Origin of the sequence: Botrimarina colliarenosi (genome assembly GCF_007859955.1) — a bacterium.
Taxonomy (GTDB): Bacteria; Planctomycetota; Planctomycetia; order Pirellulales; family Lacipirellulaceae; genus Botrimarina; species Botrimarina colliarenosi.
The window spans coordinates 534327-560121 of sequence record NZ_SJPR01000003.1; the positions used below are offsets into that span (position 1 = coordinate 534327).

Sequence of the window (25795 nt, forward strand, 5' to 3'; positions counted from 1 at the left end):
GTGTAGAGCGTTATGACGACAACCGACCAGGTCACCGCTGCCGCGCTGCCCCGGCTAGGGCTGAAGCAGAAGCCGCCGCGCAAGGTGCTGGGCCGCTTGGGCCCGTGGCAGCTGCTGAGGACGCTTGGCGAAGGGTCGATGACCCGCGTCTATCTGGCCCGCCCCGCCGAAGCCGAGAGCGCCCCGGCGGCCTACGCGATCAAGTCATTGCGCCGCGAGTGGTGGAACGACCCCACCGCGATCGAGATGCAGCGCCGCGAGGCGTGGGTCGGCCAGCGGGTGAACAGCCCGCACGTGGTGTCGGTGCTATCGGCGGGCGTCGCCGCGCCGCCGCATTACACCGTCATGCCGATGCTAGAGGGCCAGACGGCCGCTCAGCTGCTCGCTACGGGCCACAAGCCGGCGCTGTCGGCCGCGTTGTGGATCGCTCGCCAAGCGGCCCAGGGCCTCGACGCCATCTGGCAGTCGGTCGGCATGACGCACGGCGACGTGAAGCCGGCCAACCTGATGGTCGGCGCCGACGGCCACACGACACTGCTCGACCTCGGCTTCTGCGAAACGCCCCGCGACGCCCGAGGCTGGGCCGAACGGCCCGTTGTCGGCACGCTGCGCTACTTGGCGCCGGAACGCGTTACGTCCGCCACGACGGTTGACGTCCGCAGCGACCTCTACAGCCTCGGGGCGACGCTCTACGAACTCATCACCGGCCGGCCGCCGCACGATGGCCAGACGCCTGCCGCGTTGATTCAGCAGCACCGCACCGAGCGGCCCGAGTGCCTGCGGACCGTGGCGCCGGGGACGCCCAAGCCGGTCGCCTCGCTGGTGCACCGTCTGTTGTCGAAGGACCCGATGCGGCGTCCTGCGACGCCCGCCGAGGTCGTCAACGAGTTGGCCCCGCTCGAGATCGAGTGCTTCGGGCTACGCTGAAAGTGGTCAACTGAGCGGCACGGCGCTAGCCGCCGGTACTCGGGTTGATCGGCCCGACTCATCGATCACCGGCGGCTAGCGCCGTTCCGCTCACTCTCGGATCCTCCGGGGCGGCTTGGTGGTTCACCCCGAGCAGGGTGGTTAACCTGATGCGGTGCCGACCCCGCTTATCCGCCGCGCCGATCAAGCCGTCATCGCGACGCTTACGGGCGTGGCGATTCTCGGCGCCACCCTCTGGTGGGTGCGGGCCGGGGGACTGCGCGGTGGTTTAGTCGACATCGACGCGGCGGCGCCGCTCGACTACCGGTTCCTCGTCGATGTGAATCGGGCCGACTGGCCCGAGCTGGCGCAGCTGCCCGGCATCGGCCCGACGCTCGCCAAACGGATCGTCGCCTCGCGCGGCGTGGAGGGGGACTTCCGCACCGCCGACGACCTGCGTCGCGTCAACGGCATCGGCCCGCGGACGCTCGAAGGGATGCGACGCTACCTGCTGCCGCTCCCCGACGACACGCAAGTGGCGGGGGCGGCGACGTCGGGAGAAGAACCGGGCGAGGAGCAACGCGGATCAAGCGGATAGGCGTGGGTCACCAGTAGATGACTTGCGCCCGCGTCCTCGCACCGGGATCAACTCGATAGAAGCCGGCGCTTAGTCGTCGAACGCCTCATCGGGGATCGTTCCGCCGTCGCCGATTGCCGCCATGCTATCGAAGACCTCTTGGTCGATGTCGTGCGGGATCGCGCGGACGCTGCCGTCGAGGAAGCCGAAGTGCGACAGCCCGCTGTGCTCGCTGCCGAACGCGCCGCGGTTGCGTTGGTCGCGGTCGTCGTCGGCGCTGCTGAAGTAGCCGCGCTCCTTGGGGAACCCGGCCGAGCTGCGGCGGACGGCCCCGTGGCGGTTGTCGCCGGCGAAGAACGCCGTGTCGCCCCGACGGAAGTCCTCGGTCCCGGGCGCGGCGTCGGCGAGCGGCGGCGGCATGTACTTCTCACCGATGGCGAAGGTCTTCGACAGCCCGTCGGTCACCCGGCGGGCGGCGATCTCCGAGTTGGTGTACATTGGCCCGAAGGTCTCGGGGTCGAACGTCGTCTGGTTGAATGACCCCATGCCGTTGCGGGTGCTGAGGCCGGCGTTGGCGGCGAAGTCACCGCCGGCGGCCGCTTCCATGACGACGGCTGGCAGATTGTTGTTATCGAAGTCGCGGTCGGCGGCCGGCTCGCGGCGTGACGGGCAGTAGAACAGCGCCATCGGGGTCCGCATCGCCCGCGCGTTCGTGTCGGAGTCGACCCGTGCGGTCGGGTCCCACGTGTCCCAGAGCGCTTGCTCTTCGATAAAGGGGGTCAAGAAGAACGCCCAAGAAACGGAGTGCTGCTCGGTCCCCTGGGGGTAGCGTGGCGAACCGGCCCGGCCGGGGGGGAAGTGCCCCTTCGAGTCGTGGAACGTCTGCAGGGCGATCGACTGGTTCCGCAGCCGGCTCTTGCACTCGGTCCGCCGGGCCGCTTCGCGAGCCGCCTGCACCGCTGGCAGCAGCAGGGCGACCAGGATGCCGATAATCGCGATGACGACCAGCAGTTCGACGAGCGTAAAAGCGGCGGGGCGGCGGGAGCGCATAGGGGGGCAGGCCTCGGGGGGAGATGGGGTCAGGGGGCTTACTGCAACGCTTCGCAAACCGGCAGGGGGCGGTTGCAGGTTGAGCCTCCCCGTGGGGGACCCCTAGAATACAGGCATCACCATGCCGCGGCGACCCGCCGCCACCCTCGCCGGGCCGCTGACGCGGCTGCTTCTGATGCCCCTCGACCCCCGCGGTCAACGCGATTCGTCCGTCAATTCCCCGATCGACGACGGTAGCGACGACTCTCCCCGGCACGAGTGCGGCATCGCCGCGCTGTACCACCTGCCGGGCGCGACGAGCCCGTTGTGCCCCCCCCAGGGGCCGGAAGAGGCGTCTCGGCTGATGCCCCGCATGCTGCTGGACATTCAAAACCGCGGGCAGCTCTCCACCGGCATGACGACCTGGGCGCCGGGCCGCGATCTGTTGCTAGAGACCTACAAAGAGCTCGGCGGCGTCAGCGAGGCGTTCCGGCTCAGCCACCGCGGCAAGGCCGAGGCCCTGATGACCCGCTACGCCGGGCGGGCGGCGATCGGCCACGTCCGCTACGCCACCTGTGGCAAGGAAGACCTGAACTTCGCCCAGCCGTTCGAGCACCGCCACCTGCAGAAGCGGAAGTGGTTCGCGTTCGGCTTCAATGGGCAGCTCGCGAACTACGGGACGCTCCGCGACGAGATCCTCGCCACGGACGAGCACCACGTCGCCCTGAAGAGCGACACCGAGATCCTGATGCACGAGCTGGCTCGGCAACGCTCCAGCGAGCACCTGCCGCCCGGCGCGCCGCAGCCTTCATTGATCGACGTGATGCGCGGCGTCGGCGAGCGGCTCGACGGCGCCTACAGCATCGCGCTGCTGAACGCCCAGGGCGAGATGCTCGTCGCCCGCGACCCGATCGGCCTCAAGCCGGTCTCGTACGGCCTGCAAGACAACCTGTTCGCCGCGGCGAGCGAGAGCGTCGCCCTGCTGAACCTCGGCTTCGAGCCGGAGAACATCCACGCCCTCGGCGCCGGCGAGGCGGTCACGATCGTCGACGGCCAGATGAAGGTCGAGCGCTACGCCCCGTCGCCGCGGACGGCCCACTGCTTCTTCGAGTGGGTCTACTTCGCGAATGTCGCCAGCACGCTCGACGACCGCAGCGTCTACCTGGCCCGCAAGGCGCTCGGCGAAGAACTCGCCGCGAACGAGACGCTCGAGCTCGACGCCGACACCGTCGTCGTCCCCGTGCCCGACACGTCGAAGGCGGCGGCCGACGCGATGGCGTACAAGCTCGGCATCCCGAGCGTCGAGGGGCTGATGCGCAACCGCTACTCGGGCCGCACCTTCATCGAAGGAGGCGACGCCCGCCTCGCCAAAGTCACCAGCAAGTACACGCCGCTCCGCCAGGTGCTGGAGGGCAAGAAGGTGCTGCTGGTGGAGGACTCGATTGTCCGCTCTACGACGATGCGGGCCCTGATCGGCCGCCTGCGGGACGTCGGCCGGGTGCGTGAGATCCACGTCCGTGTCGCCTGCCCGCCAATCGTCGCCCCGTGTTTCTACGGCATCGACATGTCGACAGTCGGCGAGCTCTTCGCGCCGCGGTTCCTCGCCGAGAACCAAGACCTAGAGTCGGCCTACGCCGCGATGGCGGAAGAGCTCGGCGCCGACTCGCTGCGTTATCTGCCGGTCGAGTCAATCGCCCGCGCGATCAAGAAGCCCGCCGGCGACCTCTGCCAAGCGTGCGTAACGAGCGACTACCCAACAGCCGAGGGCCAGCGGCTGTACCAGATCGCGCTGTCCGACGCGGCGAGCGGCAACGGCGCGGCGCGGACGTATGAAGGGGCGGGCGTTTAGAGCGGTCTCATGCCAGAGTGATCACCTGTAACACCTGTAAGGAGTGCGTCAGTCTACGCCGCCGATAGACTTCTCACGTGATTCAAATAGGCGATCCCTTGTTTGCAAGCGGAACGAACATCCGGTCGCAAGTATCGCAACCAAGCCGGAGAAAGTTCTGACCTCGCGATGGCGTAGTGGCTCAACGCGTAGCCGTACGCTCTCAGCGAGAGGTAGCCTCGTTGGCCAACCGACCAGCCAGAGTAACTGCCTTGAATCCAATTGGCTTCGACAACCGCGTAGTTCGCTGTGAGCAAACCTAAACCGAGGAAAACGGTTAAGAGGTCGGTAAGGGGCTCGTGGTCGTCTTCGTCGGGGTTGATGCGATTCTCGCCAAGCAAGATGACGTGACCGAGTTCGTGCGCAAGTGTCGCTACGACACCTAACGGATCATTCAATCCCGCCAACTCGATCCACACCGTGAAACGGCCCTCCTCTGCGGTGTACAGACCGCTTGTACGAGATTCGGCGTCGCGATAGAAAGCCAACTCGACTTTTGACGGATTTATCCCCATGTGCTCGGCGAGCAATTTAAGCAGCCGCGATATTTCGCCCTTGGTTGCTTTGTAAGTTGACGGAAAGAAGTCCGTTGTTGGCAGTAGGGTAGTGGCGGACGTTAGGCGGTCGCGACCTAGCTCCGCCAACAGCCAGTTGAATCGCCTGCTTATCCACTCTGCTTCAGTGTCTGAGACCGGACACGACGGTTCGGCCTTAAACCAGTTGAGCATTGCTATCCGTGCAAAGAGGCTTTTGCGTCGAGTTCAGTTGGACACCCCATCCGGCCTCGATGCCGGCTTGGGCGGGCAATTGGATAGCGATTCCGAGGCCCGCAGCAAGACCAGATCGGTTACATAAACAAGACGATCAACGGATTGGCCGAATAGCCATTTCGTCGATGCGCGAGAGCCCACAGCGACTCCACGTCGCTGTCCGAGATCGAAGTGACCCGACTCAGATCAAATCAAGCGGCGAGGGCCGCCGGTGGCGCTTCTCGGCGCACGCACGGCAGATGCCGCTGATCGTCAGGCGGTGGCCGGTCACGCGGAAGCCGTGCTCGCGGGCGACCGCTTCGCGGAGCTTCAGGAGCTCGTCGCTGCGGAACTCGATCAGGTCGTCGCACTGCGTGCAGTGCAGGTGGTCGTGCTGCGGGTACCCGTAGTCGTGCTCGTAGACGCTGCGGCTGCCGAGCGACATCTTCCGCAGCAGGCCCGCCTCGACCAGCTCGTCGAGCGCCCGATAGACGGTGGCCCGGCTGACGCGGTCGTCGCCGCGGGTCTTCTTGTTGAGCTGGTCAATCAGCTCGTCGGCGTCGAAGTGCTCGTGCCGGGCGAAGACGTGATCGACCAGCACGCGCCGCTGCGAGGTGGTCCGTTTTCCCTTGCTTTGCAGGTACTCTTCGAACCGCTCCTGCGGCGAGAGCGAGACGCGGACCTCGCCGAGCGAGAAATCGGCGGCCGCGTCGGTCAGTTGCGAGGTGTCCTGGATCATGGCGGAGCGGCTAGAGGCGGTGCGGATAACGATTCTAGGCCGTTCGCCCCCGACTCACAACTAAGTCATTGGTCGGGTTCTAGCAGGGGAACCACGTAGCAACAAAGGAACGAAGGACTGGGACGCTACCGTCCGCAAGTTCCTTCGTTCCTTTGTGGTTCAATAATGTTCGACGACTCTCAGCCGATCTCGTCGAGGAGGCTGTTCAGAGCGGCGTCGAGCTTGTCGGCCGACTCGTAGGTGCCGGCGGCGATCTGGCTGCGGAGGCGATCGACGAGGCCCGTGCGGACGCCGTTGGCGTCCTTTACGTGCTCGGCGGCGCGGGCGTCGGCTAGTTCCGAGACGCGGGCCGCCTCGGACGCCTCGGGGGAGATGTCGAGTTGGTCGGCAGGCTGGGCCGGGGTCGCGCCTTCCGCTGGGGCCGCGGGGCGGCGGAAATGGGGGCCGTTGAGGGCCTGGGCGCCGTGAACGTTGTTCGTGCCGTGGATCTGCATCGGGGGGGAACTCCTCGCACGCGGCTTGGGCTAGCGTGAATCGGCCAACGGGGCCGGGGGGCTAGCGGGAGGCTTCTGCTGATGACGGGGTTGGATCGGACTGGATTTCGACGCGCACGCCCCCTGGGGGGCTAACAACGCCGCGGGACTCTCCCGGCCAGTTCCGTCTGACCTGTTCGCCGAAACAGCACTTGCTGGGATGAGGGGCCCGTATCCTACGGACTAACCCAGCCAGGGTTCGGCGACTCCGCCTCCTTGTGGCAGCCGCTGCGGCGCCAGCCCAAGGGCTGGTGATAGCAGCGACTCCGCGATGAGTCTGTTCGTTGCATCGGGCCCGCCGCCGGCTGGGCTGCAACGAATTGGCCCGGTAGCCGATCAGCACACAAACGCCCACTTTGCCGGGCGGGCAGGATGATACGGCGGCGTGATGCCTGGCGGCAACAGCGGATAAGCGGGCCGCGTTGCCGGAGGGCAACAAGCGGGGCACGGCTCGCGGCGCCAAGTCCCCCTCCCCCACGGGGGGAGGGGCTAAGGGAGGGGTCTCTCTTTCAGCCGTCACAAATCGCAACGGAATTCGCTTGGCCAGCTAGCGGGGCGGCGGACGGCGGGCAATCCGTCTAACTGCCCCGAACCGGAGAACCCCCCTACGGTGTCCTCCGTAATGCAAGCACCAGGGCGGGCGGTCGACGATCGAGCGGCCACGCGTCCCCGGGCTCACGGGAAGAGGCTCCCATGAATACCCAGGCCCCCAATTCCGAGGTCTTCGCGGTCGACACGTTCGGCCAATTTCACCCGATCCGCCTCCCCGCCGAGGCGTTCGAGACGCTGCATAGCGACACGCTCGACTCGCTCCGCGAGTTCGTAAAAGGCCATCGCGAGCGGTTCCCGAAAGGCCCGAAGGGCCGCCGGCCCAAACCGCGATGAACGGCCCCGGTGATCCCGCCGGCCCGTAGGACGGTAGGTGGGGAGGAGGGTAGGCTTTCTACCGAGAGCCTTTCGTCCTCCCCACCTACCGTCCGCTCGTTTTGCTATGCAAGTTCTCCTCGCCAGCCCCCGCGGTTTCTGCGCCGGCGTCAACATGGCGATCGACTCGCTGGAGCTCGCGCTCAAGGCGTTCGGCGCCCCGATCTACGTCTACCACGAGATCGTCCACAACCGGCACGTCGTCGAGCACTTCCAAGAACGCGGCGTCGTGTTTCTCGAAGAGCTTGAGGAGGCGCCGACCGGCTCGACCCTGCTGTTCAGCGCCCATGGGGTCTCGCCGGAGGTCCGCCAAAAGGCGAAAGAACGCGACCTGCGGGCGATCGACGCCACCTGCCCGCTGGTGACCAAGGTCCATCTAGAGGCGATCAAGTACGCCAAAGAGGGCCGCACCATCGTGCTGATCGGCCACGAGGGGCACGACGAGGTGATCGGCACCATGGGCGAGGCGCCCGAAGCGATCCTGCTGGTCGAGTCGCCGGAGGACGTCGACGCCCTCGAAATCGCCCACCCCGAGCACATGGCGTATCTAACGCAGACGACGCTCAGCGTCGACGACACGAGCCGCATCATCGCCCGGCTCCGGGAACGCTTCCCGCTGATCGCCGGTCCCACCAAAAGCGACATCTGCTACGCCACGCAGAACCGCCAGGAAGCGGTCGCCAAACTCTCGGCCGACGCCGACCTGACGCTGGTGCTAGGGAGCCAAAACAGCAGCAACAGCCAACGCCTCGCCGAGTTGTCGAAAGAACACGGCGTGGCGGCCTACCTGATCGACGGGCCCCAGGACCTGAAGCCCGAGTGGTTCGAAGGCGTCGAGACGGTCCTCGTGACGGCCGGCGCGAGCGCCCCCGAGACGGTCGTCGAAGCGGTGCTCGACTACCTCAAGGAACACTACGACGCGAAGATCGAGCCGCGCTTGGTGCGTGAGGAAAACGTCTCGTTCCCGCTGCCAAGGGAGCTGCGCCAACTGGCTTCTTCGTAAGTCTCCCGCAGAGACGCGGAGACGCCGAGAAATCGCAATCCAAAAGAAACAGCGAGCCCCCAGACGTCAGTCGGGGGAGTGAATCACACAACGGCCTGAAGGAGCATATGGTGGAGGAGATCAAACTAACCCCCGAGCAAGCTTACCTTTCTACTTTTGCCTTTCTCGAAGGCATCTATCGCGTTACCCGGAGTAATGAGTTGGGTACGCTGCTCGGTTCTATGTTGCTGCGTGCCGAAGGCGGAACGGCTGATCCCGCGATTGCTGGCGAGTGGGAACAGGCGATGCGTCAAGCAATTTCAGGCTCAGTGGACGCTCGATTCGAGAGGTGAGATTAATTCTGATTCACTCTCCGACTGGTGTCGCGCTACCGTTTGCTCCGCGTCGCTGCGTGAGACCTCCTCACGAGCTCGCCGAGCGATAACTCGCCAGCGCCTTCTGGAATACCCAGCGGCTGCCCACCAGCGCCAGCGCGGTTGCGACCAGCGCGAAGATCGCCAGGCCCGCGTACTCGGGTGTGAACGGCTTCGCCAGCACCCGTGCCGGGACGTTGATCACCACCAAGATCGGCAGCACGTAGGTGAACCCGAGCCGCAGGCCGTCGCCGAGCACGTTGCCCTGGTAGATCTCCATCGGGTAGCGGCTGAAGTTGGTGATGTAGAACCAGAAGTCGTACAGCGTCTGGTTGCGGCCGAGCCAGATGCTGGTGGCCGCCAGCGAGATCATGATGCTGTACATGATCAGCACCCCGCACAGCAGGTAGAGCGGGTAGAGCAGCCAGGAAGCGAGCGACGGCGGCGCCGGGAGGTGCGGCACGGCGTAAGCGATCAGTAGCAGCGCCACGAAGAAGTTGCTGAGGCTCGACCAGCTGCTCTTGCGGAGCGAGACCAAGAACTGCGTATCGATTGGCTTGAGCAGCGCGAAGTCGAGGCCGCCGGTGCGGACCAACTCGCTCAGCTCCTGCGCGTTGGGCATGAAGAACGCCTGCATCACGCTGTTGACGATCATCGTCGTCGCGATGAAGACGAGGAACTCGGGTTTCTCCCACCCGGCGATGTCGGCGGTCGCCCCCGCGGCTTGCGACTCTTCGATCTTGAGGAACACCAGCAGGTAGAACCCGAGGTTCATCACCATCCAGACGAGGCTGCTGAAAGCCTCGATCAAGAAGTTCGAACGGAACGTCATGTCGCGGATCAGCGAGTTCCGCGCGAACGTCCAGAGGAGCTTCGGGTAGAGCCAGACCGAGTCTTTCATGGTGCTTCTGTTGGGAACCGCAAAGACGCCAAGAGCGCCAAGTGTTTCTATGACAGGATTTACTGGATCGACGGGGATCAACTGTCATGCTTCATCTGGTTGATCCGGTAAATCCTGTCTCAGATAGTCTCTGGATTGAGCGGGCTTTCATCCGCCAAAGCCGCTGTAGCGGTTGTAGCCGCGGTGCATCGCCACGCGGGCCGTGGTGTAGAAAAAGACGACCCACGCCGCTTGCAGCGCCAAGCCTTGCCACAGCTCGGGGCCGGTGATTTTGCCGAGATAGACCGCCGACGGGAAGTAAGCGAGGAACTGCAGCGGCTGGAACCAGAGCAGCGACGCGAACCACGGCGGCACCGAGTTGGTGAGGAACTCAAGCGGGAACATGTGGCCCGAGAAGAAGAAGTTGGCCAGCATGTAGAAGAACAGCAGCGAGCTCACTTCGAGGAACCAGAAGCCGATCATGCCGAGGGTCGCCTCGAGGAAGAATCCCAGCACGAAGCCCATCAACAGCGACAGCAAGAAGGCGACCCAGGTCGGCCCGTCGGGCCAGGGGGGGAAGTAGTCGCCACACAACCAGAACACCAGCGCAAACGGCCCCGCCGCCACCGCGTAGTAAACCAGCTTGTGGGCGACCCGCGCCAGCAGCAGGTAGTGCAGCAGGTCGATCGGCTGGATGAGGAACTTCTTGATCTCGCCCGAGCGGATCTGCCCGGCGATGCCCGACGCGAGCCCCGGCATGCTGCTGAACGCGCGGCCGAGCATGGTTAGCAGGTAGTAGGCGATAACGTCGTTGCGGGTGTAGCCGTTGATCGATCCGCCCGCCGCGGTGTAGACGGCCGTCCAGAGGAAGATCTGCGTGATGATCGGCAGGAACCGCATCAGGGTCCCCAGCGCGAAGTCCCCCCGGTAGACGAGACGCTCTTCGACACACGTGCGGAAGATGATCCACGCGGATGAGAAGCCGGTCGGGTTCGTGGTGGTCGAAGACATCAACGTGTGGGACTTATTGTGGGAGGGGTCTCCTGACCCCGATGACGGCATCTTGGCCGTTCAACATCTTGGCCGTTCAACCTAGCACCGGGTGATTGGCGCCGGCGACGCCTCCCACCGTTGGTTGCCTAAGTGGATACGGCCGCCAGCTCTTGCGAATCGCTCACGTCTTCGGCCGTGGCGAACATCTCGGCGATGACCTCCTCGAGCGGTGGGTCTTCGACGCTGACATCGGCGACTTGGTAGCCGCTCAGCACGCTCGAGAGGACGTCGGCGATCCGCTCGCGCTCGACCTTGATGCGCGCCTTGGGGGGCTGCACGTCGAGCGGCTCGCCGAACCGCGCCAGGTCGGTCGGCATCGCGTCGTCGGCGAACTGTAGCGTGAGCACCTTGTGGCCGCTGAAGCGATCGACGATTCCCGCTAGCGAGCCGTCGTACATGAGCCGCCCGTTGGCGATGATCACCACCCGGCGGCAGAGCGCGGCGATGTCCTTCATGTAGTGGCTGGTGAGCAGCACCGTCGTGCCGCGCGTCTCTTGGTAGTGCTTAAGAAACTGCTGGATCTTGTGCTGGGCGACAACGTCGAGGCCGATCGTCGGTTCGTCGAGGAACAGCACCTCGGGGCGGTGGAGCAGGGCGGCGATCAGCTCCATCTTCATCCGCTCGCCGAGCGAGAGCTCGCGCACCGGCTGGTTGAGCAGCTTGCCGACGCTGAGCAGGTCGGTCAGCTCGGCGGTGGTGCGGTCGTACTCGTCGGGCGGCAGGCGGTAGATCTGCTGGTGGAGTCGGAACGACTCGGCCGCGGGCAGGTCCCACCAGAGCTGGTTCTTCTGCCCCATCACGAGGGCGAACCGGCGGCGGTATTCGTTGGCCCGCTGCCAGGGCGTGAATCCCATGACGGTCGCCTCACCGGCCGTGGGGCTGATGACGCCCGACAGCAGTTTGAGCGTCGTGGTCTTGCCGGCGCCGTTGGGACCGAGGAAGGCGACGAACTCGCCCTGCTCGACGTCGAGGTCGATGCCGCGGACGGCCTCGACCTCGCGGTACTCGCGGTGAAACAGCCCGCGGAACGAAGCGAGGAGCCCCTCCTGCTTCTGGTAGACGCGGTACGACTTCCGCAGCCCGCGGATCTGAATGATGGCCATAGGCTGGATTGTAGAGGGGTCCCGCGCGGGCGGACAGCGAGCGGGCTAACCCGAAGAGTCGGGAGACGCTATCCAGAGAGCCGTGAGACGTCAGTCCCCGGAGGGAAGCGGGTACCCGGCGCCCTCCGGGGACTGACGTCTCCCGGCTCCCTGGGTCGTTCAACTCCACCTTTGCCCGGGCGCGTCGGAGCGGTAACCTGTAGGCATCAACCCACGGAGACGCCCCCGCGATGCTTCCCGATATCAAGATCTCGCTGCCAGTCCTGTTCGTGCTCTGGTGCGCCGGCGGCTACTGGGCGATGAACGGGCCCGTGATGCTCGCCTACCCGGCGATGTGGCTCGGCGTGGCGGTGCTGTTCCTGGTCGTTAGCAAGGCTGTCGGTGGGGCGTCCAAGGACGCGAAGTAACGCGTTTCGGGGCGATTCATGGACTTGCTGACTAAGCTGGAACGCCGGTTCCGCCATCTGGCGGTCCCGCATCTGGTCACCGCGATCGTGATCGGCCAGGTGATCGTCTACACGCTCGCCTACTTGCAGCGAGTCCAGGGACTGCCCGGGATCAACATCGATGCGATCGTCCGTCTCCGCCCCGACCTGATCCTGCAGGGCGAGGTCTGGCGCCTCGTCACGTTCCTGTTCGAGCCCCCGCGGACTTGGTTCGTGTGGATGTTGCTCTACTGGTACGCGATGTGGTTCATCGGCTTGGCGCTTGAGCGAACCTGGGGGGCGTTTCGTCTGACGCTCTATCTGTTTATTGGCTATGCCGCGACCGTCGGCGTGTCCTTCTTTCTACCGGCTGGTTTCGAGGCCACCAACGCCTACCTCTACTCGTCCCTCTTCCTCGCGTTTGCGAGGATATACCCCGACTTCGTGTTCTACATCTACTTTGTCCTCCCGGTGAAAGTGAAGTGGCTCGCCGCGTTGACGTGGGTCTACTTTGCGCTCGACATCGCCGCTGGCGGATGGCCCGTGTTCTGGCTCGTTCTCGCCACGGTCGCGGATTTCCTGCTCTTCTTCGGGGTCGATATCTTCGCCCGGGTCAAGGACGCCAAACGCAAGCAAGACTTTCGGCTCAAGGTCGCGTCCGGCACAAAGCCGATTGTGCACGAGTGCCGCACGTGTGGCCTCACCAGCGCGATGGCCCCGCGGACCGCGTTCCGCTACTGCTCGCAGTGCGCGGGGCAGTGCTGCTACTGCCCGGACCACCTGCGGAACCACGAGCACGTGGTGGAAGCGAAGCCGGAATAAGCAGGCTCTAAGCCGCTCGTCGTTGTCGTTCGATCGACGCGGGGACGCCCATCAGCTTGTCGATCGCGTCGGCGGTCCGACGGGTCGCCCCGAGTTGGGTCGCCACGAATCGCCGGGCCCGATCGCCGAGCGTCTGGGCTTCGACCGGCATGGCGAGACACGCGCTGACGAACGCCTCGAGCGCCGCTTCGTCGGCGACGACACGGGCGCCATCGGCCCGCAGCAACGCCGTGACGATGTCGCGGAAGTTGCGGGTGTTCGGGCCGAAGCAGGTCGCGACGCCGTAGGCGGCGGGCTCGATCATGTTCTGGCCGCCGCGGTCGCCGAAGCTGCCGCCGACGAAGCCGATCTGCGCCGTTCCCCACCAAGCGCCGAGCTCGCCGACGGAGTCGACGAGGAGAACCGAGGGAGAGGGGCCAGGGGACGAGGTGACGGGGGGAGTGGGAGTCAGCTGCGTGCGTCGCTGCCAGTCGAGGCCGCTCTGGTCGAGCAGACGGGACACTTCGGCGAAACGCTCCGGGTGCCGCGGCACCAGGACCAGCCGGAGATGGGGGTTGGTCTCGGCGACTTCCTTGAATACCCGCAGGCAGATCGCCTCCTCGGGCGCCTGGGTGCTGCCGGCGAGCCAGACGGTGTCCGCTGCGTCGAACCCCGCGAGCTCTCGCAGCTCGGTGGTGCGGGGGTTGCCGCGTCGCGTCTCGGCGCCGTCGTACTTCAGCGAGCCGGGAACGTCGGTGCTCCGCCGGCTGGCGCCCAACGCGACGAAGCGCTCGCGGGTCGCGATGTCTTGCACCGCAACGAGGTCGATCTGCCGCAACGTCCGGTGCACCAACGAGCGGATGCGTGAGTACCCTCGAAAACTGTTCTCGCTAAGGCGGCCGTTGACGATCCCGACGCGGGCGCCGTGGCGTTTGGCGGCGTCGATCAGGTTGGGCCACAACTCGAGTTCCGCCAGCAACAGAAGGTCGGGCCGCACCCGGCGGACCGCTTCGGCCACCGCCCATGAGAAATCGAGCGGGCAGTAGAACACGGTGTGGTCGGGGCCGTACTTCTTCTGCGCCAGGTCGTAGCCGGTCTTGGTCGTCGTCGAGACGCAGAGGTCCCAGTCGGGATGCCGGTGGCGTAGCTCGGCGATCAGCACGCCCAGCAGATTCACCTCGCCGACGCTCACCGCGTGGAGCCAGACGCAACGCCGGTCGCCGTCCCGCTTGGGGACGCGACCCAGCAGCTTGGCGTCGTAGCCCTCGCGGTACTTCCCCTTCCGCCACGCCGACCAGGCGATCAGGGGCGAGGCGAGCGCAATCGCCAGCAGGTAAGCGGTGTTGAACGACCAGCGTGCGAGTCGCGACATGCCGAAGTTCGCCTCGCTGTCAGCGGGAATAGCGGTCGCCGACGACCGACTTGTCAGCCGCCGCGGCGCGGAACGATTCGTCGTTGAACTCGACGACCGGCTTGGGGCCCGCCGCCCGTGGCGCGGGGTTCGCGTAGCGGTCGTACGTCGCGGTGACGGCGGCGGTCGGCGGCGCCGTGGGCGTCGCAACAGCCATCGGGGTTGGACTCGCCGCAGCGGGACTGGTCGCCGCAGAACTGGTCACCGGAGGACTGGCGGCCTGCGGCGTTGGGTCGGTCGTCGCCCCACCCGAGCAGCCGATGGCGAGAATCAAGGCCGGCGTCGACCAAACGGCGCCAGAGAGCAGGCGGTAGCTAGCAAGGGACATAACGCCACTCCGTTGGCGAACACGCGCCCGCGCGACCACTGCGCAGCGCAACGAGCGATTCGTAGCAGAATTGCCGCCACCGAGAGAAGGGCGATTCGCGAGGGGTGAACCGCAAAAGACGTCGGCGAAGCCTCCCACAAGCTCAAACGGAGGGGGGCTAATATTTCCGCTGCCGGGTCATCGGCGCCATCTGCATGGCGTGGTCGATGTCGTAATGGACGCCAACCGCCGAATAATCGCTAGCAAGCGCGCCGGCCGGCGGAGCCTGTTCGAGCACCGTGACGCGTTGCTCGAGGTCCGACACCTGAGACCGCAGCGTCAGCACCCAAGACCCGAGGGCGACGACCAACGCCAGCAGCGGGCCGAGGACAACAAGCGTTGCGAGTCGGAAACGCTTGGGCATGGTTTTCTTTTGAGTTCAGGAAGGGAACCGCTGATAGACGTGGATGTTGTTTAGCCACCGCGGTTGACTATTAATTTTGAGCAGGTTGATGCAGCGGTGAGACATTCGGCAGTTGCTGCTCAGCAGCAACTGCTTGATCAATAATCTTCCGAAGCTCTTCGTTGCGTTCGTGCGTCTCTTCGAGTTCCTGATAAGCAGACCAAATCGCCAGTGCGACTAACGCAGCACCAGTAAGACCGAACAGCCATTGCATTAAGCCATGCCGTAAAAGCCATGAAGACCAAGCTTCTCGGTATCTGCGTTTATCCGCGTGCATCTGCGGTTCCTCTTGTTAAGCCGCTGAACCCGACCCCGTTCGCAAGCAGCACTGCTTGTACTTCTTGCCGCTGCCGCAGGGGCACGGGTCGTTGCGGCCGACTTTTTGGTCGCGGGTGCGGATTGGCTCGGGCTTGGCATCCGACTGCGACTGGGTCGGGTCGTCGGGGTCGGCGGACTCTGACTGCTGGCTCGCCGCGTCGCTGAGGCTCGACGCGCTCTCGTGCTTCGCCGTCGCGTCGGCCCAGGTGTTGCTGACGAAATCCTCGTTGAGCTGCTCCATGCGGAACACCAGGTCGGTGACGTACGCCCCGACCGAGTCCCACATCTGCTCGAACATCCGCATTCCTTCGCGCTTGTACTCGACCTTCGGGTCGACCTGGGCGTAGCTCCGGAGGCCGACACTCGAGCGCAGGTGGTCCATCGCCAGGAGGTGCTCTTTCCAACCCTGGTCGAGGATCTGCAGCAGCAGTTGCCGCTCCATCCGCCGCATCTCGGGCCGGTAGCGGTCCTCGACGACGCGGTTGACGCGGCGGAGGGCCTCGTCGCGGCCGAGCTTCGCCAACTCGTCGGCGTCGACCGACTCGCCCGTCTCGCCGCGGAGCCAAGCGGCGAGGTCGTCGAGCTTTCCGTTGCTGCCGGTGACCGAGCCGAGGGTTGCGTCGCTCTCGGCCGAGGCGAAGAGCTTGGCGACCCGGTTGTGGGCCTCTTCGGCGACCTGTTTGGCGTGGACGTTCGCTTCGCGGCTGTACTCGATCAGCTGCTGGCGGATCTCTTCACGCTGCTTGCTCTTGAGGTCCTCGAGCGAAATCGTGACGCCGAAGCGGCGCGACGCCCAATCGACCAGCCCGTCGCGGTCGAGCGCCTGCTGCCGAGCCCCGAAGCGGTACATGGCCGCCAGCACGGGGTACTCCGCCTCGCGGGCGTCGTAGGCCGCTCGGGCGCGCTGGTGCGCGATCTGCTTGACCTCGTTGGGCTCGGCGGCGCCGAGCTCTTCGGGGTTCATCTCGACGCCAAACTTGTCACGCATCCAGCCGCAAGCGCTCGCCACGCCAAAGCCGGGCTCGAGCAGCCGGGCGCCGTCGGTGAGTTCCACCCGGGCGAGCGCCTCGTTGGCGCGCTCGATCAACTCGGTCGAGAGGTGGTCGCGGCCGATCTTCTTGAGGTCACGGTCCCGCAGGTTGAGACCGAACCGGGCGTTGGACCACTTGGTGAGGGCGTCCCAGTTCCATTCGGTTTCGTCGTCGGAGGGCAGGTTCTCTTCGATCGCGTCGAAGATCTGCGCCTCGGCGTAACGCTCCGCCTCATCGTGGGCGAGGCGGTCGGCCTCCTCGAACGGCAGGTTGCGGAAGTCCCGCGGATCGAACTCGACGCCGAACGCCTTGCCGGCGCCGGCGGCGAACGACTCGACGCCGTACTTCGGGTCGAGCAGCACGTCGAGCCGCTCGTCGATCTGCTCGCCGATCATTTTCAGAAGCAGGTCGCGGCAGTTGGCGCCGTCGAGGATCTGCTGGCGGTAGCCGTAGACGCGCTCGCGCTGCGAGTTCATCACCTCGTCGTACTCGAGCAGGTTCTTCCGCGCCTCGAAGTTCATCTCTTCGCGTTTCTTCTGGGCGCCCTCGATGCGACGCTGCACCATGGACGACTCGATCGGCTCGCCGTCCTTCAGGCCGAGCGACTGCATCATCTTGCGGACCCAATCGCCGAAGAAGATCCGCAGCAGGTCGTCCTCAAGCGACAGGAAGAAGCGGCTGGAGCCGGGGTCGCCCTGGCGGCCCGAACGGCCGCGGAGCTGCAAGTCGATGCGCCGCGCCTCGTGACGCTCGGTGCCGACGATGTACAGGCCGCCCAGTCGCTTGACCTCCTTGCCCTGCTCCTTCATGCCGAACTCTTTGTCGATCTGATCGACCAGCGTGTCCCACTCTTCGTTGGGGACGTCGAGCCGCGAGGCGTACTTCTCTTGCAGGCGCGCCCACGCCATCGTCTCGGGGTTGCCGCCGAGGACAATGTCGGTGCCGCGGCCGGCCATGTTCGTGGCGATTGTCACCACGCCGAGCCGGCCCGCCTGGGCGACGATTTCCGCCTCGCGCTTGTGCTGCTTGGCGTTGAGCAGTTCGTGCTTGACGCCGCGCTGCTCGAGCAGACGCGACAGCCGCTCCGATTTCTCAATAGACACCGTGCCGACCAAGATCGGGCGGCCCGGGTACTGGATGTGCTTGACCTTCGCCTTGTCGAAAGTCTTGGTCTCTTTCTTGCCGACCAGCTGGATTTCAATCTCGCTGTCGGTCTCTTTGACGATCGATCCGATGAACCAATCGCCGCCAGCCAGCTCGACGGTCGTGTGCTTGTTGACGCGCTCGATCTCGTCGGCGAGCGACTCGAACTTCTCTTTCTCGGTGCCGTAGATGACGTCGGGCATCTCGATGCGTTGCATCGGGCGGTTGGTGGGGATGCCCACCACGTCGAGCTTGTAGATCTGCCAGAACTCGCCCGCCTCGGTGAGGGCGGTGCCGGTCATGCCGGCGAGCTTGTCGTACTGCTTGAAGAAGTTCTGCAGCGTGATCGTCGCGAGGGTTTGGTTCTCCTGCTTGATCTCGACGCCTTCTTTGGCCTCGACCGCTTGGTGCAGGCCGTCGGACCACTGGCGGCCCTCCATGAGGCGGCCGGTGTGCTCGTCGACGATGACGACGCGGCCATCGGCGACGACGTAGTTCACGTCCCGCTTGTAGAGGTGGTGCGCCTTCAACGAGTTATCGATCAGGTGCGGCCACTGCATGTTGCCGGCCGTGTAGAAGCTCTCGACGCCGGCCAGCTTCTCCGCCTCGCGGACGCCGTCCTCGGTGAGGTTGGCCGAGTGCTCCTTCTCCTTGACCTCGAAGTGCAGGCCGGGCTTCAGCGCGCGGGCGACGCGGTCCGCCTTCTGGTACTTGGTGATGTCGTCCTGGGCGGGTCCCGAGATGATGAGCGGCGTCCGCGCCTCGTCGATCAGGATGTTGTCGACCTCGTCGACGATCGCATAGTTCAGCGGCCCCTGGGCCTGCTGCAGGTGCTTGGGGAAACGATCGTCTTGGAGGGCCGCGACCCGCATGTTGTCGCGCAGGTAGTCGAAGCCGAACTCGTTGTTCGTGCCGTAGGTGATATCGCAGGCGTAGGCGTCTTGACGCTCGTCGGGCTCCATGCCCGAGTAGATAGCGCCGACCCGAAGGCCGAGGTTTGTGAACAGCGGCCCCATCCACTCCATGTCGCGGCGGGCCAGGTAGTCGTTCACCGTCACCACGTGGACATGCCCGCCCAAGGCGTTCAGGTAGGCCGGCAGCGTCGCGGTCAGCGTCTTGCCCTCGCCCGTGACCATCTCGGCGATGGCGCCCGAGTGGAGGATCATGCCGCCGATCAGCTGCACGTCGTAGTGCTTCATGCCGAGGAAACGCTGGCCCGCCTCACGGCAGACCGCGAAGGCCTCGACCAGCAGGTCGTCGAGCGTCTCGCCTTGCTCCAGACGCTGGCGGAAGCGGACGGTCTGCTCGCGCAGCTCGTCGTCGCTCATCGCGGCGTACTTGGTGGCGAGGGCGTTGATCGCCTCGACCTTCGGGTCCATCTTCCGGAGGTTGCGCGCGTTCGCCGAGCCGAAGAGGCTCGTGACGGTGCGTTCAACCCGGCCGAGGATCGCGTTGACGATCGAACCGAGGATTTCCCAGAGACGTTCGAGCAGCTCCATGGCGAGCCAGCGGGGGTAGCGGGTGCGGTGGATGGGTCGGCCCGCGGGGTCGCGGGGGCGGCAGGGCCCCTCGAGCTCGTCTGCCATACTGGCGGACCCCCCGCACACCGCCGTCCGCCATTATCGCGGGGCAAGATCGGCAGCGGGGCGAGCCGGGTCGGCTTTGGTAACGAGACGCGTCGCGGGCAGCGGCGGGTCCGACGGGACCCGCTCTTGTGTCGTAACTACTTGCAGAACAAAACTTTATCGCTGTTTCACGGGGCGGTCAACGCTGACCACCGACGGGAAGCTTTCGGTCGCCCGAGTTGGCCTAACCGGCCGAGTCGGACGCCAATCGCGGCCTCGCTGGGGATTTCGTCTGCAACACTTGTTCCAGCACGCTGTTGGTCGCGGCGCGTTGCGGTAAGCTGACAGCACGCCAAACGGGGGGAACCAATCCGCCGTTGGCGGCGACTCAAGGGGTCGGCGCCTGCCCTAAGTCCTGGCGTTGCCTTATCTTTTCACACGTTCGTTCAAGTCCCATCCCGGGATGCTTAACCCGAGAAGATCCATGACTGCCGTCATCCGCTCGCTACTTTCCGCCCGCATTGCGAGCGTTCTGGCCGCCCTGCTCCTGCTGGCGGCAGGGGTCGCCCCCGCCATCGCCCAGTCGTCCGATGACGCCAATACCCAGGTCGCGGCGATCGGCGTCGAGGCCCTGATTGGCGACAGCGTCAGCAATCCAAGCGACGCCCGCTACAGCGACGTCGCCGAGGCGATCCAACGCTTCCGCAATCGCGACCAGCTCAGCGCCCGGACGTTCCTCGAGCGGGCCGTGCAAAAGAACCCCAAGCTGCCGCCGGTGGGGGTCATGCTCGCCAAGCTGCAGCTCCTCTCGGGCAACGCCGCCGCCGTGCGGCCCGCCCTGGAGCAAGCGGTCCAGGAGGATTCGGCGGGCGACCCGGAGCCCTACCTGCTGCTCGCCGAGGAGGCCCTCGCCGGTCAGCGGACCATCGAGGCCGACGCCCTGTTCGACAAGGCGGTCCAGCTGATCAACGACTACAGCGCCAACGCGAAGCGGAAGCGGCAGTTCGAGATCCGCGCCTACCGCGGCCGCGCGATCATCGGCGAACGCCGCAAGGACTGGGAGCAGGCCGAGAGCGACCTCCGCAAGTGGATCGAGCAGGACCCCGACGAGGCGAGCGCCCAGCAACGCCTCGGCCAGGTGCTGTTCCAGTACCAGACCGACGAGAAGGACCGCCAAGGCTTCGAGGCCTTCACCAAGGCCAAGCAGCTCAACAAAGAACTGCCCAGCCCGTACGTCTCGGCGGCGCTGATGTACAGCCGCAACGGCAAGACCGCCCGCGCCATGGAGGCCTTTGAGAAGGCGTTCCGCGAGAGCGGCACCGACCAGACCACGCTCATCGCCTACGCCCAAGCGCTCGTCAAGGCGAACCAGCTCGACAAGGCCGAGTCGGTCCTCAAGAAGGCCCGTGACGTCGCCCCCGACGCCGACAGCGTCTGGTTGCTCTCGGGCGTCGCCGCTCGCATGGCGGGAGATTCGAAAGCGGCCGAGCAGTACCTGATGAAGGCGTTGTCGCTCTCACCGTCCAATCGTGACATCCTCAATCAGCTCGCGCTGACGCTCCTCGAGTCGGGCGATGAGGGCGCCAAGGCGCGGGCGCTACAGTTCGCCCAGCTCAACCAGCAGCTGAACCAGAACAACCCCGACATCAACGTCACGCTCGCCTGGGTCCTCTACCAGAACGGCGACGCCCGCAACGCCACGACCGCGTTGCGGCAAGGGCTGCAAGGCGGCGCGCTGAGCCCCGACGGCAGCTTCCTGCTAGCGAAGGTGCTGCTCGAACGCGACGACAAGACGAACGCCAAGCGTCTGCTCGAGTCGGCCCTCAAGAGCGACCAGGGGATCTTCGTCGAGCGTAAGGAAGCCGAGCAGATCCTCAGCACGCTGTAGGAACCGCTGTGCGGACCGTGATTCTCGCACAGAGGCGCGGAGACGCAGAGGGTTTAAGAAAGGACTCACGCAAAGGCGCAAAGCCGCCTAGAGCGTGAGACCTTAGGTAACCTTTGCGCTTTCACGCCTTTCGGTGAGCCTTTAATCGCGTCTCTGTGTCTCCGCGTCTCCGCGTCTCCGCGTCTCCGCGTCTCCGCGTCTCCGCGTCTCTGCGCGAATGACTTGGCGACGGCCATTTTTGGAGTTGGCCGAGAACTGCGGTCCGCACAGCGGACCCTACGAAAAGAATGAGCGCAGCAAAAAAGGTCGTGACAGGCCGATCCGTCGACCTGCCACGACCTTTGTCCTGAAGCAAAACACGAGCCGTGTTTCGCCCTCCCGTCTCCGACAATCGGCGCGACGGGACGGAGTCGTGCAGGGAAATCGCCAGAATCGGCCGGATCGGGCGACAGGGTGACGGTTAGCGAAGCGGGGCGATTTAGTCGCCCTTGCCAGACGCCCCTTGCCAGATGCCCCTTGCCAGACGCTTAGTACCCGACGCTTAGTACCCCTTGTCGGGGTCAATCATCATCTTGCGTTGGATCGTCTGCAGAGCCTCCATCCAGAGCCCGCCATTGGCGCCGGCCGCTGGCGCTGGCGGCGCCTCGAGCGGGCCAAGTCCCGACGGAGGCCCCAGCGGAGCGAGCGCCGGACGGCTCAACGAGGGGTCGACGGCGACCGTTCCGAGCGATTCGGAGAACCCCCCCTCGATGCCATCGGGGATCCGCATGGCTTGGCCATCGATGGGTCCTCGTGTCGTGCACGGCGGAAGGAACCGGCCGTGCGGGCGGGTCCCCAGGTCGCGGAGGTCATTGCGGCAAGGGCTGTAAGTCTGCCCGTTGCAGTACCCCAGGTGCGAGGGGTCGCAGGTCCAGTAGGCGTTGTGGCTCCGGTCGGCCGTCGTCGAGGCGAGCCGCATGCCGTTGGTGTGGGTCACCACCGGATCGGACAGAAAGCCGGCGCCGAAACCGGTGGCCGGAACGGCGGCGACCGTTAGCGCAGTGCGCAGCACAAGGAGTTGGGTAGCGTTCATAACCAATGCTTCCGCTAGTGGCGGGGCCGCGCCGGGCGATCGGCGGCGGTGGGTGCGGGAGGGGAGGGCTCTGCAAGTGTTGCCGCGCTCTCCATGGCAAGCGGGCGCCGCGGATCTGAAATAGACGGGGTTGCGCGTCAGCAGATTCACTAATCAGAGCCGGCGGACCTTCTTACGCTGTCGGGAGATTTTGCGCAAGCGGAAAGGTTGTCCGCCAACTTAGACGCTCGATTCTCCAACGCATTCAACCGCTCACGCCGCCGCCCGTCCCGAGGGTCCGCGTAGCGGGAAGAGCCCGAGCAGTTCGTCGCGCGACAGGCCCGCCGAGCCGGCGCCGACGCCGTCGCGGAACACCTCGTCGAAGAGCTCGCGCTTCTGCCGCAGCACTTGGTCGATCCGTTCCTCGATCGTCCCCGTGGCGAGCATCCTCGTCACCGTGACCGGCCCCGCGGCGCCGATGCGATGGGCGCGGTTGATCGCCTGGTCCTCGACGGCCGGGTTCCACCAGCGGTCGAACAAGAAGACATAGCCGGCGAACTGCAGGTTGAGTCCCACACTCCCCGCGCCGTAGCTCATCAGCAGCACGGGGCAGTTCGGGTCGTTCTTGAACCGGTCCAGCACCGCGTCACGCCGCCGCTGCGGTATGCGGCCGTGATACTGTTCGGTCTCGTAGCGAACTGGGCCGGACTTGCCGAGCCGCGCGGCGATCTGGTCGATCGTGTCGACCCACTGGCTGAAGACGATCGCCTTACGCCCCGACGCGACGCACTCTTCGAGGTCGGCCTCCAAGCGGTCGAGCTTCGCGCTCGCGCCGGTGACCGGGTCGAAGTTGCAGACCTGCTTGAGCCGTAGCACCAGCTCGAAGACGTGATGGATCGTGAGCTCACGCCCTTCGGCGCCGTCGAGTTCGCGGAGGTGGATGACCCCCTCGTCCTCAGCGCGTTGGTAGGTCTCCCACTGCTCGGGCGACAGGTCGATCGGTTCGTCGTGGACCATCTTCGGCGGCAGGTCCTCGAGGACGAGGTCCTTCGTCCGCCGGATGACGCTGTCGCGCACCGTGTCGCCGACGACACGCGGCGTGAGCCCGGGCCGCAACAGTCCTGGCGAGACGAACTCGAAGATGCCCACGAGGTCGTCGATCGAGTTCTCGATCGGCGTGCCGGTGAGGGCCCAACTGCGCTCGCGCGTCAGACCGCGGACCGCGGCGCTGGTGGCGCTGCCGGGGTTTTTGATCCGCTGCGACTCGTCGAGCACGACCAAGTCGTAGGGCCGTTCGCCGGCGAGGGCCGCGTCACGCACCAAGGTCTCGTAGCCAACGAGCGTCACCGCCGACGACCCGTGTCGCCAGGCGTACTCGCGCCGCGCCGGGGGGCCTTCGATGACGTTGACCGACAGCTCGGGCGCCCACTGCAGCAATTCGCGGCGCCAGTTCGTCACCAGCGGCTTGGGACAGACCAGCAGCACGCGGCGCACGTCGCCCCGATGGACCAGCAGCCGCATGGCGGTGATCGCTTGCATCGTTTTGCCGAGCCCCATCTCGTCCGCCACGACCGCGTGCCGACGCGGGCAGAGAAACGCGACGCCTTCCATCTGATAGGGGAAGGGGTCGAACGGCAGCGGCAGCGACTCGGCCCGCAGCAGCGCCTCGATTGGGGGCTGCAGCACGCACATCAGCCGGTCTTCGAGCTTCACCATGTCCGCCGGCGGGCGGACTCGTGTGCTCCGTGTCGTTCGATTGGTAGGTGCCGATCCAGCCGCGTGCCGCTCGCGTCGCGGCGAGCGGTTCGAAGCGGGTTTCCCGGCCAACCACGCTTGCCCCTCCGGGAGCACCGCGCCGTGGGTCCGCACCGCGAGGTCGGGGCGTGGCATCGTCAGCACCTCGGGCGCCCGCCGGCCGAGGTCGCTCGACTCGGTGGCCAATACGGCGCGTTGACACGCTTCGGCCCAAGGGCTCGGGTCGCGCAGATCAACAGCGGGACCTTGGAGAGGTGACCAACTTTGTACTGGCAAGCTCGCGGCACCGTCACAACTCATGGCGGCCGGCGATTGATCGGGGTCAAGCGGCGGCACGGTCTTCGCCTCCGCCCGAGACGAGGCGCTGCGCTTCGCAGATCGCTTCACGGACCCGATCGAACGGCTCGGCCGGGTCGATCGCGATCGCCAGCGTTTGGAGGGCGTCGGTCGGCGGGGCGCCGTCGGCCAGGACGATCGTCGGCACCCCCGCGGCGCGGCCCGCGGAGGCGGTCGGCTCGTCGAGGGTCAGCAGCGCTGTCAGTGGCAGCTTGGTCTTCGCCAGCAGGGCGCCGCCGATTTGCTCGCCGCAGACAAAGTCGCGGAGCGTCGGGCCGAACAGGATCTGCTGGGCCCGGCTCGGCTGGACCGGTTCGGTGCAGTGGAACTCGAGGGGCCGCCCCCGGTCGCAGATCACCAACAGCCCGCCGGTGAAGCCGTGGAGCGAGTCCTCGACAACGAGGAGATAGCCGAAGGTCGCAGGACGTTGGTCGCTGGGGGACGTCACAGGGGGTCTCGTCGAAGAGGCGTCAATTCAAGGGAGAAGCCGCCGGGGGGGCCGATGGTCCCACGGACCGAAGGGCCGCCCCCGCCTTGTTCTGATCGGGACGCCGGGCCGCGCCGCTTTAGCAACCCGCAACTTCGTTGCGACCGGCCGCAGCCGGCGCCAGCAGCGCGGGCGGTAATAATCGGAGCGAAAATCCGGCCGCTTGCGCTAAAGTCGGGCTGCCGGATGCTGGATCGCCTGACCCAGCGTCAGTAGACTGGTTGGAACGCTGCCGCCGCGTGCCCGTTTGGCGCGCCAACCAACAATCGATCCCGTCGCCGCCCCCTTCGGCCGCGTTTCACCACCAGCCTTCGAGTCCCGATGAGCGAGAAAGGCCTTCTCCCGCAGCTGTTTTCGCAGCTCGACGTCACCTCGGGAGCCCACCGCCCGTCGCATGTCGAGCCGCAGGACGACCAGACCGGCTTGCTACGGGACATGCTCACCGCCCAGGACCGGACCAACGAGCTGCTGGAAGAGTTGGTCGGCACGCTGACCGCGCAGCAGCGGCACCGCCAGCAAGAGATGCAGCGCTGGCGTGACGCCAACCCCCAGCTGGCCACCAACTGCCGCGAGGCGGCCGAGGTGCTCAGCGAGGTCCAGGTCGATTTTCTTGAGCGGCTCACCGAAGACGTCAAGGATAACGGCGAAGAGATGGCCTACGGCGACTTCATGCTGACGGAGTTTGTCGATCGCTACGGACCGCGGCTGGCGCACCTGAATGGCGTCATCCAGGCGCTCGCGCAGCTGGGCGGTTGCCAAGCGGCGCCGGCCGACGAAGAGCAAGAGGGCTGAGCCCCCCCCGTCGGCGTCACCTTTCGTCGGCGTCACCTTTTGGCAATGCCCAAAGCTGCACAAGACAGCGAGCCGGGAGGCGTGAGCCCCCGGAGTGAGGCGGGTACCCGGCGCCCTCCGGGGGCTCACGCCTCCCGGCTCGCTGTCTTCTTGCAGCTCTTTCGCGTCCTTATGAGGCTTCTTTAGCGAGGCCTCCGCGCGCCCCGGCGTGGGAACGGTCGGTTACCACGGGCGGACTGGGTCGGTTGTCTGCGGGGCGGCACGATTCTATGGTGCCAGCATCCC

General features: G+C 66.0%; 25 protein-coding genes. 10 read left to right on the top strand and 15 right to left on the bottom strand.

From position 1 onward, the window contains the following. Window positions 1–12: 12 nt before the first annotated feature. Window positions 13–927, top strand: a complete 915-nt coding sequence (locus Pla108_RS13825; RefSeq protein ID WP_146445540.1) for a serine/threonine-protein kinase — start codon at window positions 13–15, stop codon at window positions 925–927. A gap of 154 nt (window positions 928–1081) precedes the next feature. Beyond that, the gene (locus Pla108_RS13830) at window positions 1082–1504 is read left to right on the top strand and encodes a ComEA family DNA-binding protein (RefSeq protein ID WP_146445541.1); all 423 of its coding nucleotides are present in this window, start codon (window positions 1082–1084) and stop codon (window positions 1502–1504) included. Between the two features lie 69 nt (window positions 1505–1573). Here Pla108_RS13830 and Pla108_RS13835 read toward each other — a convergent pair whose 3' ends face one another. Then, a complete protein-coding gene (locus Pla108_RS13835) occupies window positions 1574–2533 on the bottom strand; it encodes a DUF1559 domain-containing protein (protein ID WP_146445542.1) in 960 nt (319 codons plus the stop codon). Window positions 2534–2654: 121 nt separating this feature from the next. Between Pla108_RS13835 and Pla108_RS13840 the strand changes: the two genes are divergently transcribed. After that, window positions 2655–4361, top strand: coding sequence for an amidophosphoribosyltransferase (locus tag Pla108_RS13840; protein WP_231934495.1), 1707 nt, complete (start codon window positions 2655–2657; stop codon window positions 4359–4361). Between the two features lie 53 nt (window positions 4362–4414). On the opposite strand, the gene Pla108_RS13845 is transcribed toward Pla108_RS13840, so the two are convergent. From Pla108_RS13845 to Pla108_RS13855, 3 genes are all read right to left on the bottom strand, one after another. Beyond that, window positions 4415–5128: a hypothetical protein gene (locus Pla108_RS13845; protein ID WP_146445543.1), complete on the bottom strand. Its 714-nt coding sequence runs from the start codon at window positions 5126–5128 to the stop codon at window positions 4415–4417. A 223-nt stretch (window positions 5129–5351) separates the two neighbouring features. Beyond that, complete coding sequence (locus Pla108_RS13850; protein WP_146445544.1) at window positions 5352–5888, bottom strand: Fur family transcriptional regulator; 537 nt, start codon at window positions 5886–5888, stop codon at window positions 5352–5354. Between the two features lie 179 nt (window positions 5889–6067). Next, complete coding sequence (locus Pla108_RS13855; protein ID WP_146445545.1) at window positions 6068–6382, bottom strand: flagellar biosynthesis anti-sigma factor FlgM; 315 nt, start codon at window positions 6380–6382, stop codon at window positions 6068–6070. A gap of 732 nt (window positions 6383–7114) precedes the next feature. Between Pla108_RS13855 and Pla108_RS13860 the strand changes: the two genes are divergently transcribed. The 3 genes from Pla108_RS13860 to Pla108_RS13870 all read left to right on the top strand — a co-directional run bounded on the left by Pla108_RS13860 (window position 7115) and on the right by Pla108_RS13870 (window position 8680). Then, window positions 7115–7306: a hypothetical protein gene (locus Pla108_RS13860; protein WP_146445546.1), complete on the top strand. Its 192-nt coding sequence runs from the start codon at window positions 7115–7117 to the stop codon at window positions 7304–7306. Between the two features lie 106 nt (window positions 7307–7412). Next, the gene (ispH, locus tag Pla108_RS13865) at window positions 7413–8348 is read left to right on the top strand and encodes a 4-hydroxy-3-methylbut-2-enyl diphosphate reductase (protein WP_146445547.1); all 936 of its coding nucleotides are present in this window, start codon (window positions 7413–7415) and stop codon (window positions 8346–8348) included. A 110-nt stretch (window positions 8349–8458) separates the two neighbouring features. Then, the gene (locus tag Pla108_RS13870; protein WP_197526547.1) at window positions 8459–8680 is read left to right on the top strand and encodes a hypothetical protein; all 222 of its coding nucleotides are present in this window, start codon (window positions 8459–8461) and stop codon (window positions 8678–8680) included. 70 nt (window positions 8681–8750) lie between these two features. Here the strand turns inward: Pla108_RS13870 and Pla108_RS13875 are convergent, their stop codons facing one another. The 3 genes from Pla108_RS13875 to Pla108_RS13885 all read right to left on the bottom strand — a co-directional run bounded on the left by Pla108_RS13875 (window position 8751) and on the right by Pla108_RS13885 (window position 11737). Continuing rightward, window positions 8751–9602, bottom strand: a complete 852-nt coding sequence (locus Pla108_RS13875; RefSeq protein ID WP_146445549.1) for an ABC transporter permease — start codon at window positions 9600–9602, stop codon at window positions 8751–8753. Window positions 9603–9749: 147 nt separating this feature from the next. Next, a complete protein-coding gene (locus tag Pla108_RS13880; RefSeq protein WP_146445550.1) occupies window positions 9750–10592 on the bottom strand; it encodes an ABC transporter permease in 843 nt (280 codons plus the stop codon). 128 nt (window positions 10593–10720) lie between these two features. Next, window positions 10721–11737 carry an ABC transporter ATP-binding protein gene (locus tag Pla108_RS13885; RefSeq protein ID WP_146445551.1) on the bottom strand — a complete coding sequence of 339 codons (1017 nt, stop codon included), beginning with the start codon at window positions 11735–11737 and terminating at the stop codon, window positions 10721–10723. A gap of 230 nt (window positions 11738–11967) precedes the next feature. Here Pla108_RS13885 and Pla108_RS21005 point away from each other — a divergent pair, with 230 nt between their 5' ends. Both Pla108_RS21005 and Pla108_RS13890 read left to right on the top strand, forming a co-directional pair. After that, window positions 11968–12144: a hypothetical protein gene (locus tag Pla108_RS21005; RefSeq protein ID WP_197526548.1), complete on the top strand. Its 177-nt coding sequence runs from the start codon at window positions 11968–11970 to the stop codon at window positions 12142–12144. 18 nt (window positions 12145–12162) lie between these two features. After that, entirely contained in the window at window positions 12163–12984 is an 822-nt protein-coding gene (locus Pla108_RS13890) for a hypothetical protein (RefSeq protein ID WP_146445552.1), read from the top strand. A gap of 7 nt (window positions 12985–12991) precedes the next feature. Here Pla108_RS13890 and Pla108_RS13895 read toward each other — a convergent pair whose 3' ends face one another. From Pla108_RS13895 to secA, 5 genes are all read right to left on the bottom strand, one after another. Further along, on the bottom strand, window positions 12992–14335 hold the full coding sequence (locus tag Pla108_RS13895) for a 3-deoxy-D-manno-octulosonic acid transferase (RefSeq protein ID WP_146445553.1): 1344 nt from the start codon (window positions 14333–14335) through the stop codon (window positions 12992–12994). 19 nt (window positions 14336–14354) lie between these two features. Continuing rightward, window positions 14355–14702: a hypothetical protein gene (locus Pla108_RS13900; RefSeq protein ID WP_146445554.1), complete on the bottom strand. Its 348-nt coding sequence runs from the start codon at window positions 14700–14702 to the stop codon at window positions 14355–14357. Window positions 14703–14859: 157 nt separating this feature from the next. Continuing rightward, window positions 14860–15105 carry a hypothetical protein gene (locus tag Pla108_RS13905; protein WP_146445555.1) on the bottom strand — a complete coding sequence of 82 codons (246 nt, stop codon included), beginning with the start codon at window positions 15103–15105 and terminating at the stop codon, window positions 14860–14862. Window positions 15106–15175: 70 nt separating this feature from the next. After that, the gene (locus Pla108_RS13910; RefSeq protein WP_146445556.1) at window positions 15176–15358 is read right to left on the bottom strand and encodes a hypothetical protein; all 183 of its coding nucleotides are present in this window, start codon (window positions 15356–15358) and stop codon (window positions 15176–15178) included. Between the two features lie 78 nt (window positions 15359–15436). Next, on the bottom strand, window positions 15437–19135 hold the full coding sequence (gene secA / locus Pla108_RS13915) for a preprotein translocase subunit SecA (RefSeq protein WP_146445609.1): 3699 nt from the start codon (window positions 19133–19135) through the stop codon (window positions 15437–15439). Window positions 19136–19685: 550 nt separating this feature from the next. Here secA and Pla108_RS13920 point away from each other — a divergent pair. Continuing rightward, window positions 19686–21089, top strand: coding sequence for a tetratricopeptide repeat protein (locus Pla108_RS13920; RefSeq protein WP_197526549.1), 1404 nt, complete (start codon window positions 19686–19688; stop codon window positions 21087–21089). A 541-nt stretch (window positions 21090–21630) separates the two neighbouring features. On the opposite strand, the gene Pla108_RS13925 is transcribed toward Pla108_RS13920, so the two are convergent. From Pla108_RS13925 to Pla108_RS13935, 3 genes are all read right to left on the bottom strand, one after another. Continuing rightward, window positions 21631–22161, bottom strand: coding sequence for a hypothetical protein (locus tag Pla108_RS13925; protein ID WP_146445558.1), 531 nt, complete (start codon window positions 22159–22161; stop codon window positions 21631–21633). A 252-nt stretch (window positions 22162–22413) separates the two neighbouring features. Then, window positions 22414–24081, bottom strand: coding sequence for a DEAD/DEAH box helicase (locus Pla108_RS13930; protein WP_231934496.1), 1668 nt, complete (start codon window positions 24079–24081; stop codon window positions 22414–22416). Between the two features lie 136 nt (window positions 24082–24217). Beyond that, entirely contained in the window at window positions 24218–24679 is a 462-nt protein-coding gene (locus Pla108_RS13935) for a hypothetical protein (RefSeq protein ID WP_146445560.1), read from the bottom strand. 360 nt (window positions 24680–25039) lie between these two features. On the opposite strand from Pla108_RS13935, the gene Pla108_RS13940 reads away from it, so the two are divergent. Beyond that, window positions 25040–25510 carry a hypothetical protein gene (locus Pla108_RS13940; protein ID WP_231934498.1) on the top strand — a complete coding sequence of 157 codons (471 nt, stop codon included), beginning with the start codon at window positions 25040–25042 and terminating at the stop codon, window positions 25508–25510. Window positions 25511–25795 lie beyond the last annotated feature (285 nt).

What these genes read in the sequence shown, in the direction of transcription:
- Pla108_RS13825 (WP_146445540.1), top strand. Translation starts at nt 13, where the DNA reads ATGACGACAACCGACCAGGTCACCGCTGCCGCGCTGCCCCGGCTAGGG.
- Pla108_RS13835 (WP_146445542.1), bottom strand. Translation starts at nt 2,533, where the DNA reads ATGCGCTCCCGCCGCCCCGCCGCTTTTACGCTCGTCGAACTGCTGGTC.
- Pla108_RS13840 (WP_231934495.1), top strand. Translation starts at nt 2,655, where the DNA reads ATGCCGCGGCGACCCGCCGCCACCCTCGCCGGGCCGCTGACGCGGCTG.
- Pla108_RS13845 (WP_146445543.1), bottom strand. Translation starts at nt 5,128, where the DNA reads ATGCTCAACTGGTTTAAGGCCGAACCGTCGTGTCCGGTCTCAGACACT.
- Pla108_RS13850 (WP_146445544.1), bottom strand. Translation starts at nt 5,888, where the DNA reads ATGATCCAGGACACCTCGCAACTGACCGACGCGGCCGCCGATTTCTCG.
- Pla108_RS13855 (WP_146445545.1), bottom strand. Translation starts at nt 6,382, where the DNA reads ATGCAGATCCACGGCACGAACAACGTTCACGGCGCCCAGGCCCTCAAC.
- Pla108_RS13860 (WP_146445546.1), top strand. Translation starts at nt 7,115, where the DNA reads ATGAATACCCAGGCCCCCAATTCCGAGGTCTTCGCGGTCGACACGTTC.
- ispH (WP_146445547.1), top strand. Translation starts at nt 7,413, where the DNA reads ATGCAAGTTCTCCTCGCCAGCCCCCGCGGTTTCTGCGCCGGCGTCAAC.
- Pla108_RS13875 (WP_146445549.1), bottom strand. Translation starts at nt 9,602, where the DNA reads ATGAAAGACTCGGTCTGGCTCTACCCGAAGCTCCTCTGGACGTTCGCG.
- Pla108_RS13880 (WP_146445550.1), bottom strand. Translation starts at nt 10,592, where the DNA reads ATGTCTTCGACCACCACGAACCCGACCGGCTTCTCATCCGCGTGGATC.
- Pla108_RS13885 (WP_146445551.1), bottom strand. Translation starts at nt 11,737, where the DNA reads ATGGCCATCATTCAGATCCGCGGGCTGCGGAAGTCGTACCGCGTCTAC.
- Pla108_RS21005 (WP_197526548.1), top strand. Translation starts at nt 11,968, where the DNA reads ATGCTTCCCGATATCAAGATCTCGCTGCCAGTCCTGTTCGTGCTCTGG.
- Pla108_RS13890 (WP_146445552.1), top strand. Translation starts at nt 12,163, where the DNA reads ATGGACTTGCTGACTAAGCTGGAACGCCGGTTCCGCCATCTGGCGGTC.
- Pla108_RS13895 (WP_146445553.1), bottom strand. Translation starts at nt 14,335, where the DNA reads ATGTCGCGACTCGCACGCTGGTCGTTCAACACCGCTTACCTGCTGGCG.
- Pla108_RS13900 (WP_146445554.1), bottom strand. Translation starts at nt 14,702, where the DNA reads ATGTCCCTTGCTAGCTACCGCCTGCTCTCTGGCGCCGTTTGGTCGACG.
- Pla108_RS13905 (WP_146445555.1), bottom strand. Translation starts at nt 15,105, where the DNA reads ATGCCCAAGCGTTTCCGACTCGCAACGCTTGTTGTCCTCGGCCCGCTG.
- Pla108_RS13910 (WP_146445556.1), bottom strand. Translation starts at nt 15,358, where the DNA reads ATGCAATGGCTGTTCGGTCTTACTGGTGCTGCGTTAGTCGCACTGGCG.
- secA (WP_146445609.1), bottom strand. Translation starts at nt 19,135, where the DNA reads ATGGAGCTGCTCGAACGTCTCTGGGAAATCCTCGGTTCGATCGTCAAC.
- Pla108_RS13920 (WP_197526549.1), top strand. Translation starts at nt 19,686, where the DNA reads ATGACTGCCGTCATCCGCTCGCTACTTTCCGCCCGCATTGCGAGCGTT.
- Pla108_RS13925 (WP_146445558.1), bottom strand. Translation starts at nt 22,161, where the DNA reads ATGAACGCTACCCAACTCCTTGTGCTGCGCACTGCGCTAACGGTCGCC.
- Pla108_RS13940 (WP_231934498.1), top strand. Translation starts at nt 25,040, where the DNA reads ATGAGCGAGAAAGGCCTTCTCCCGCAGCTGTTTTCGCAGCTCGACGTC.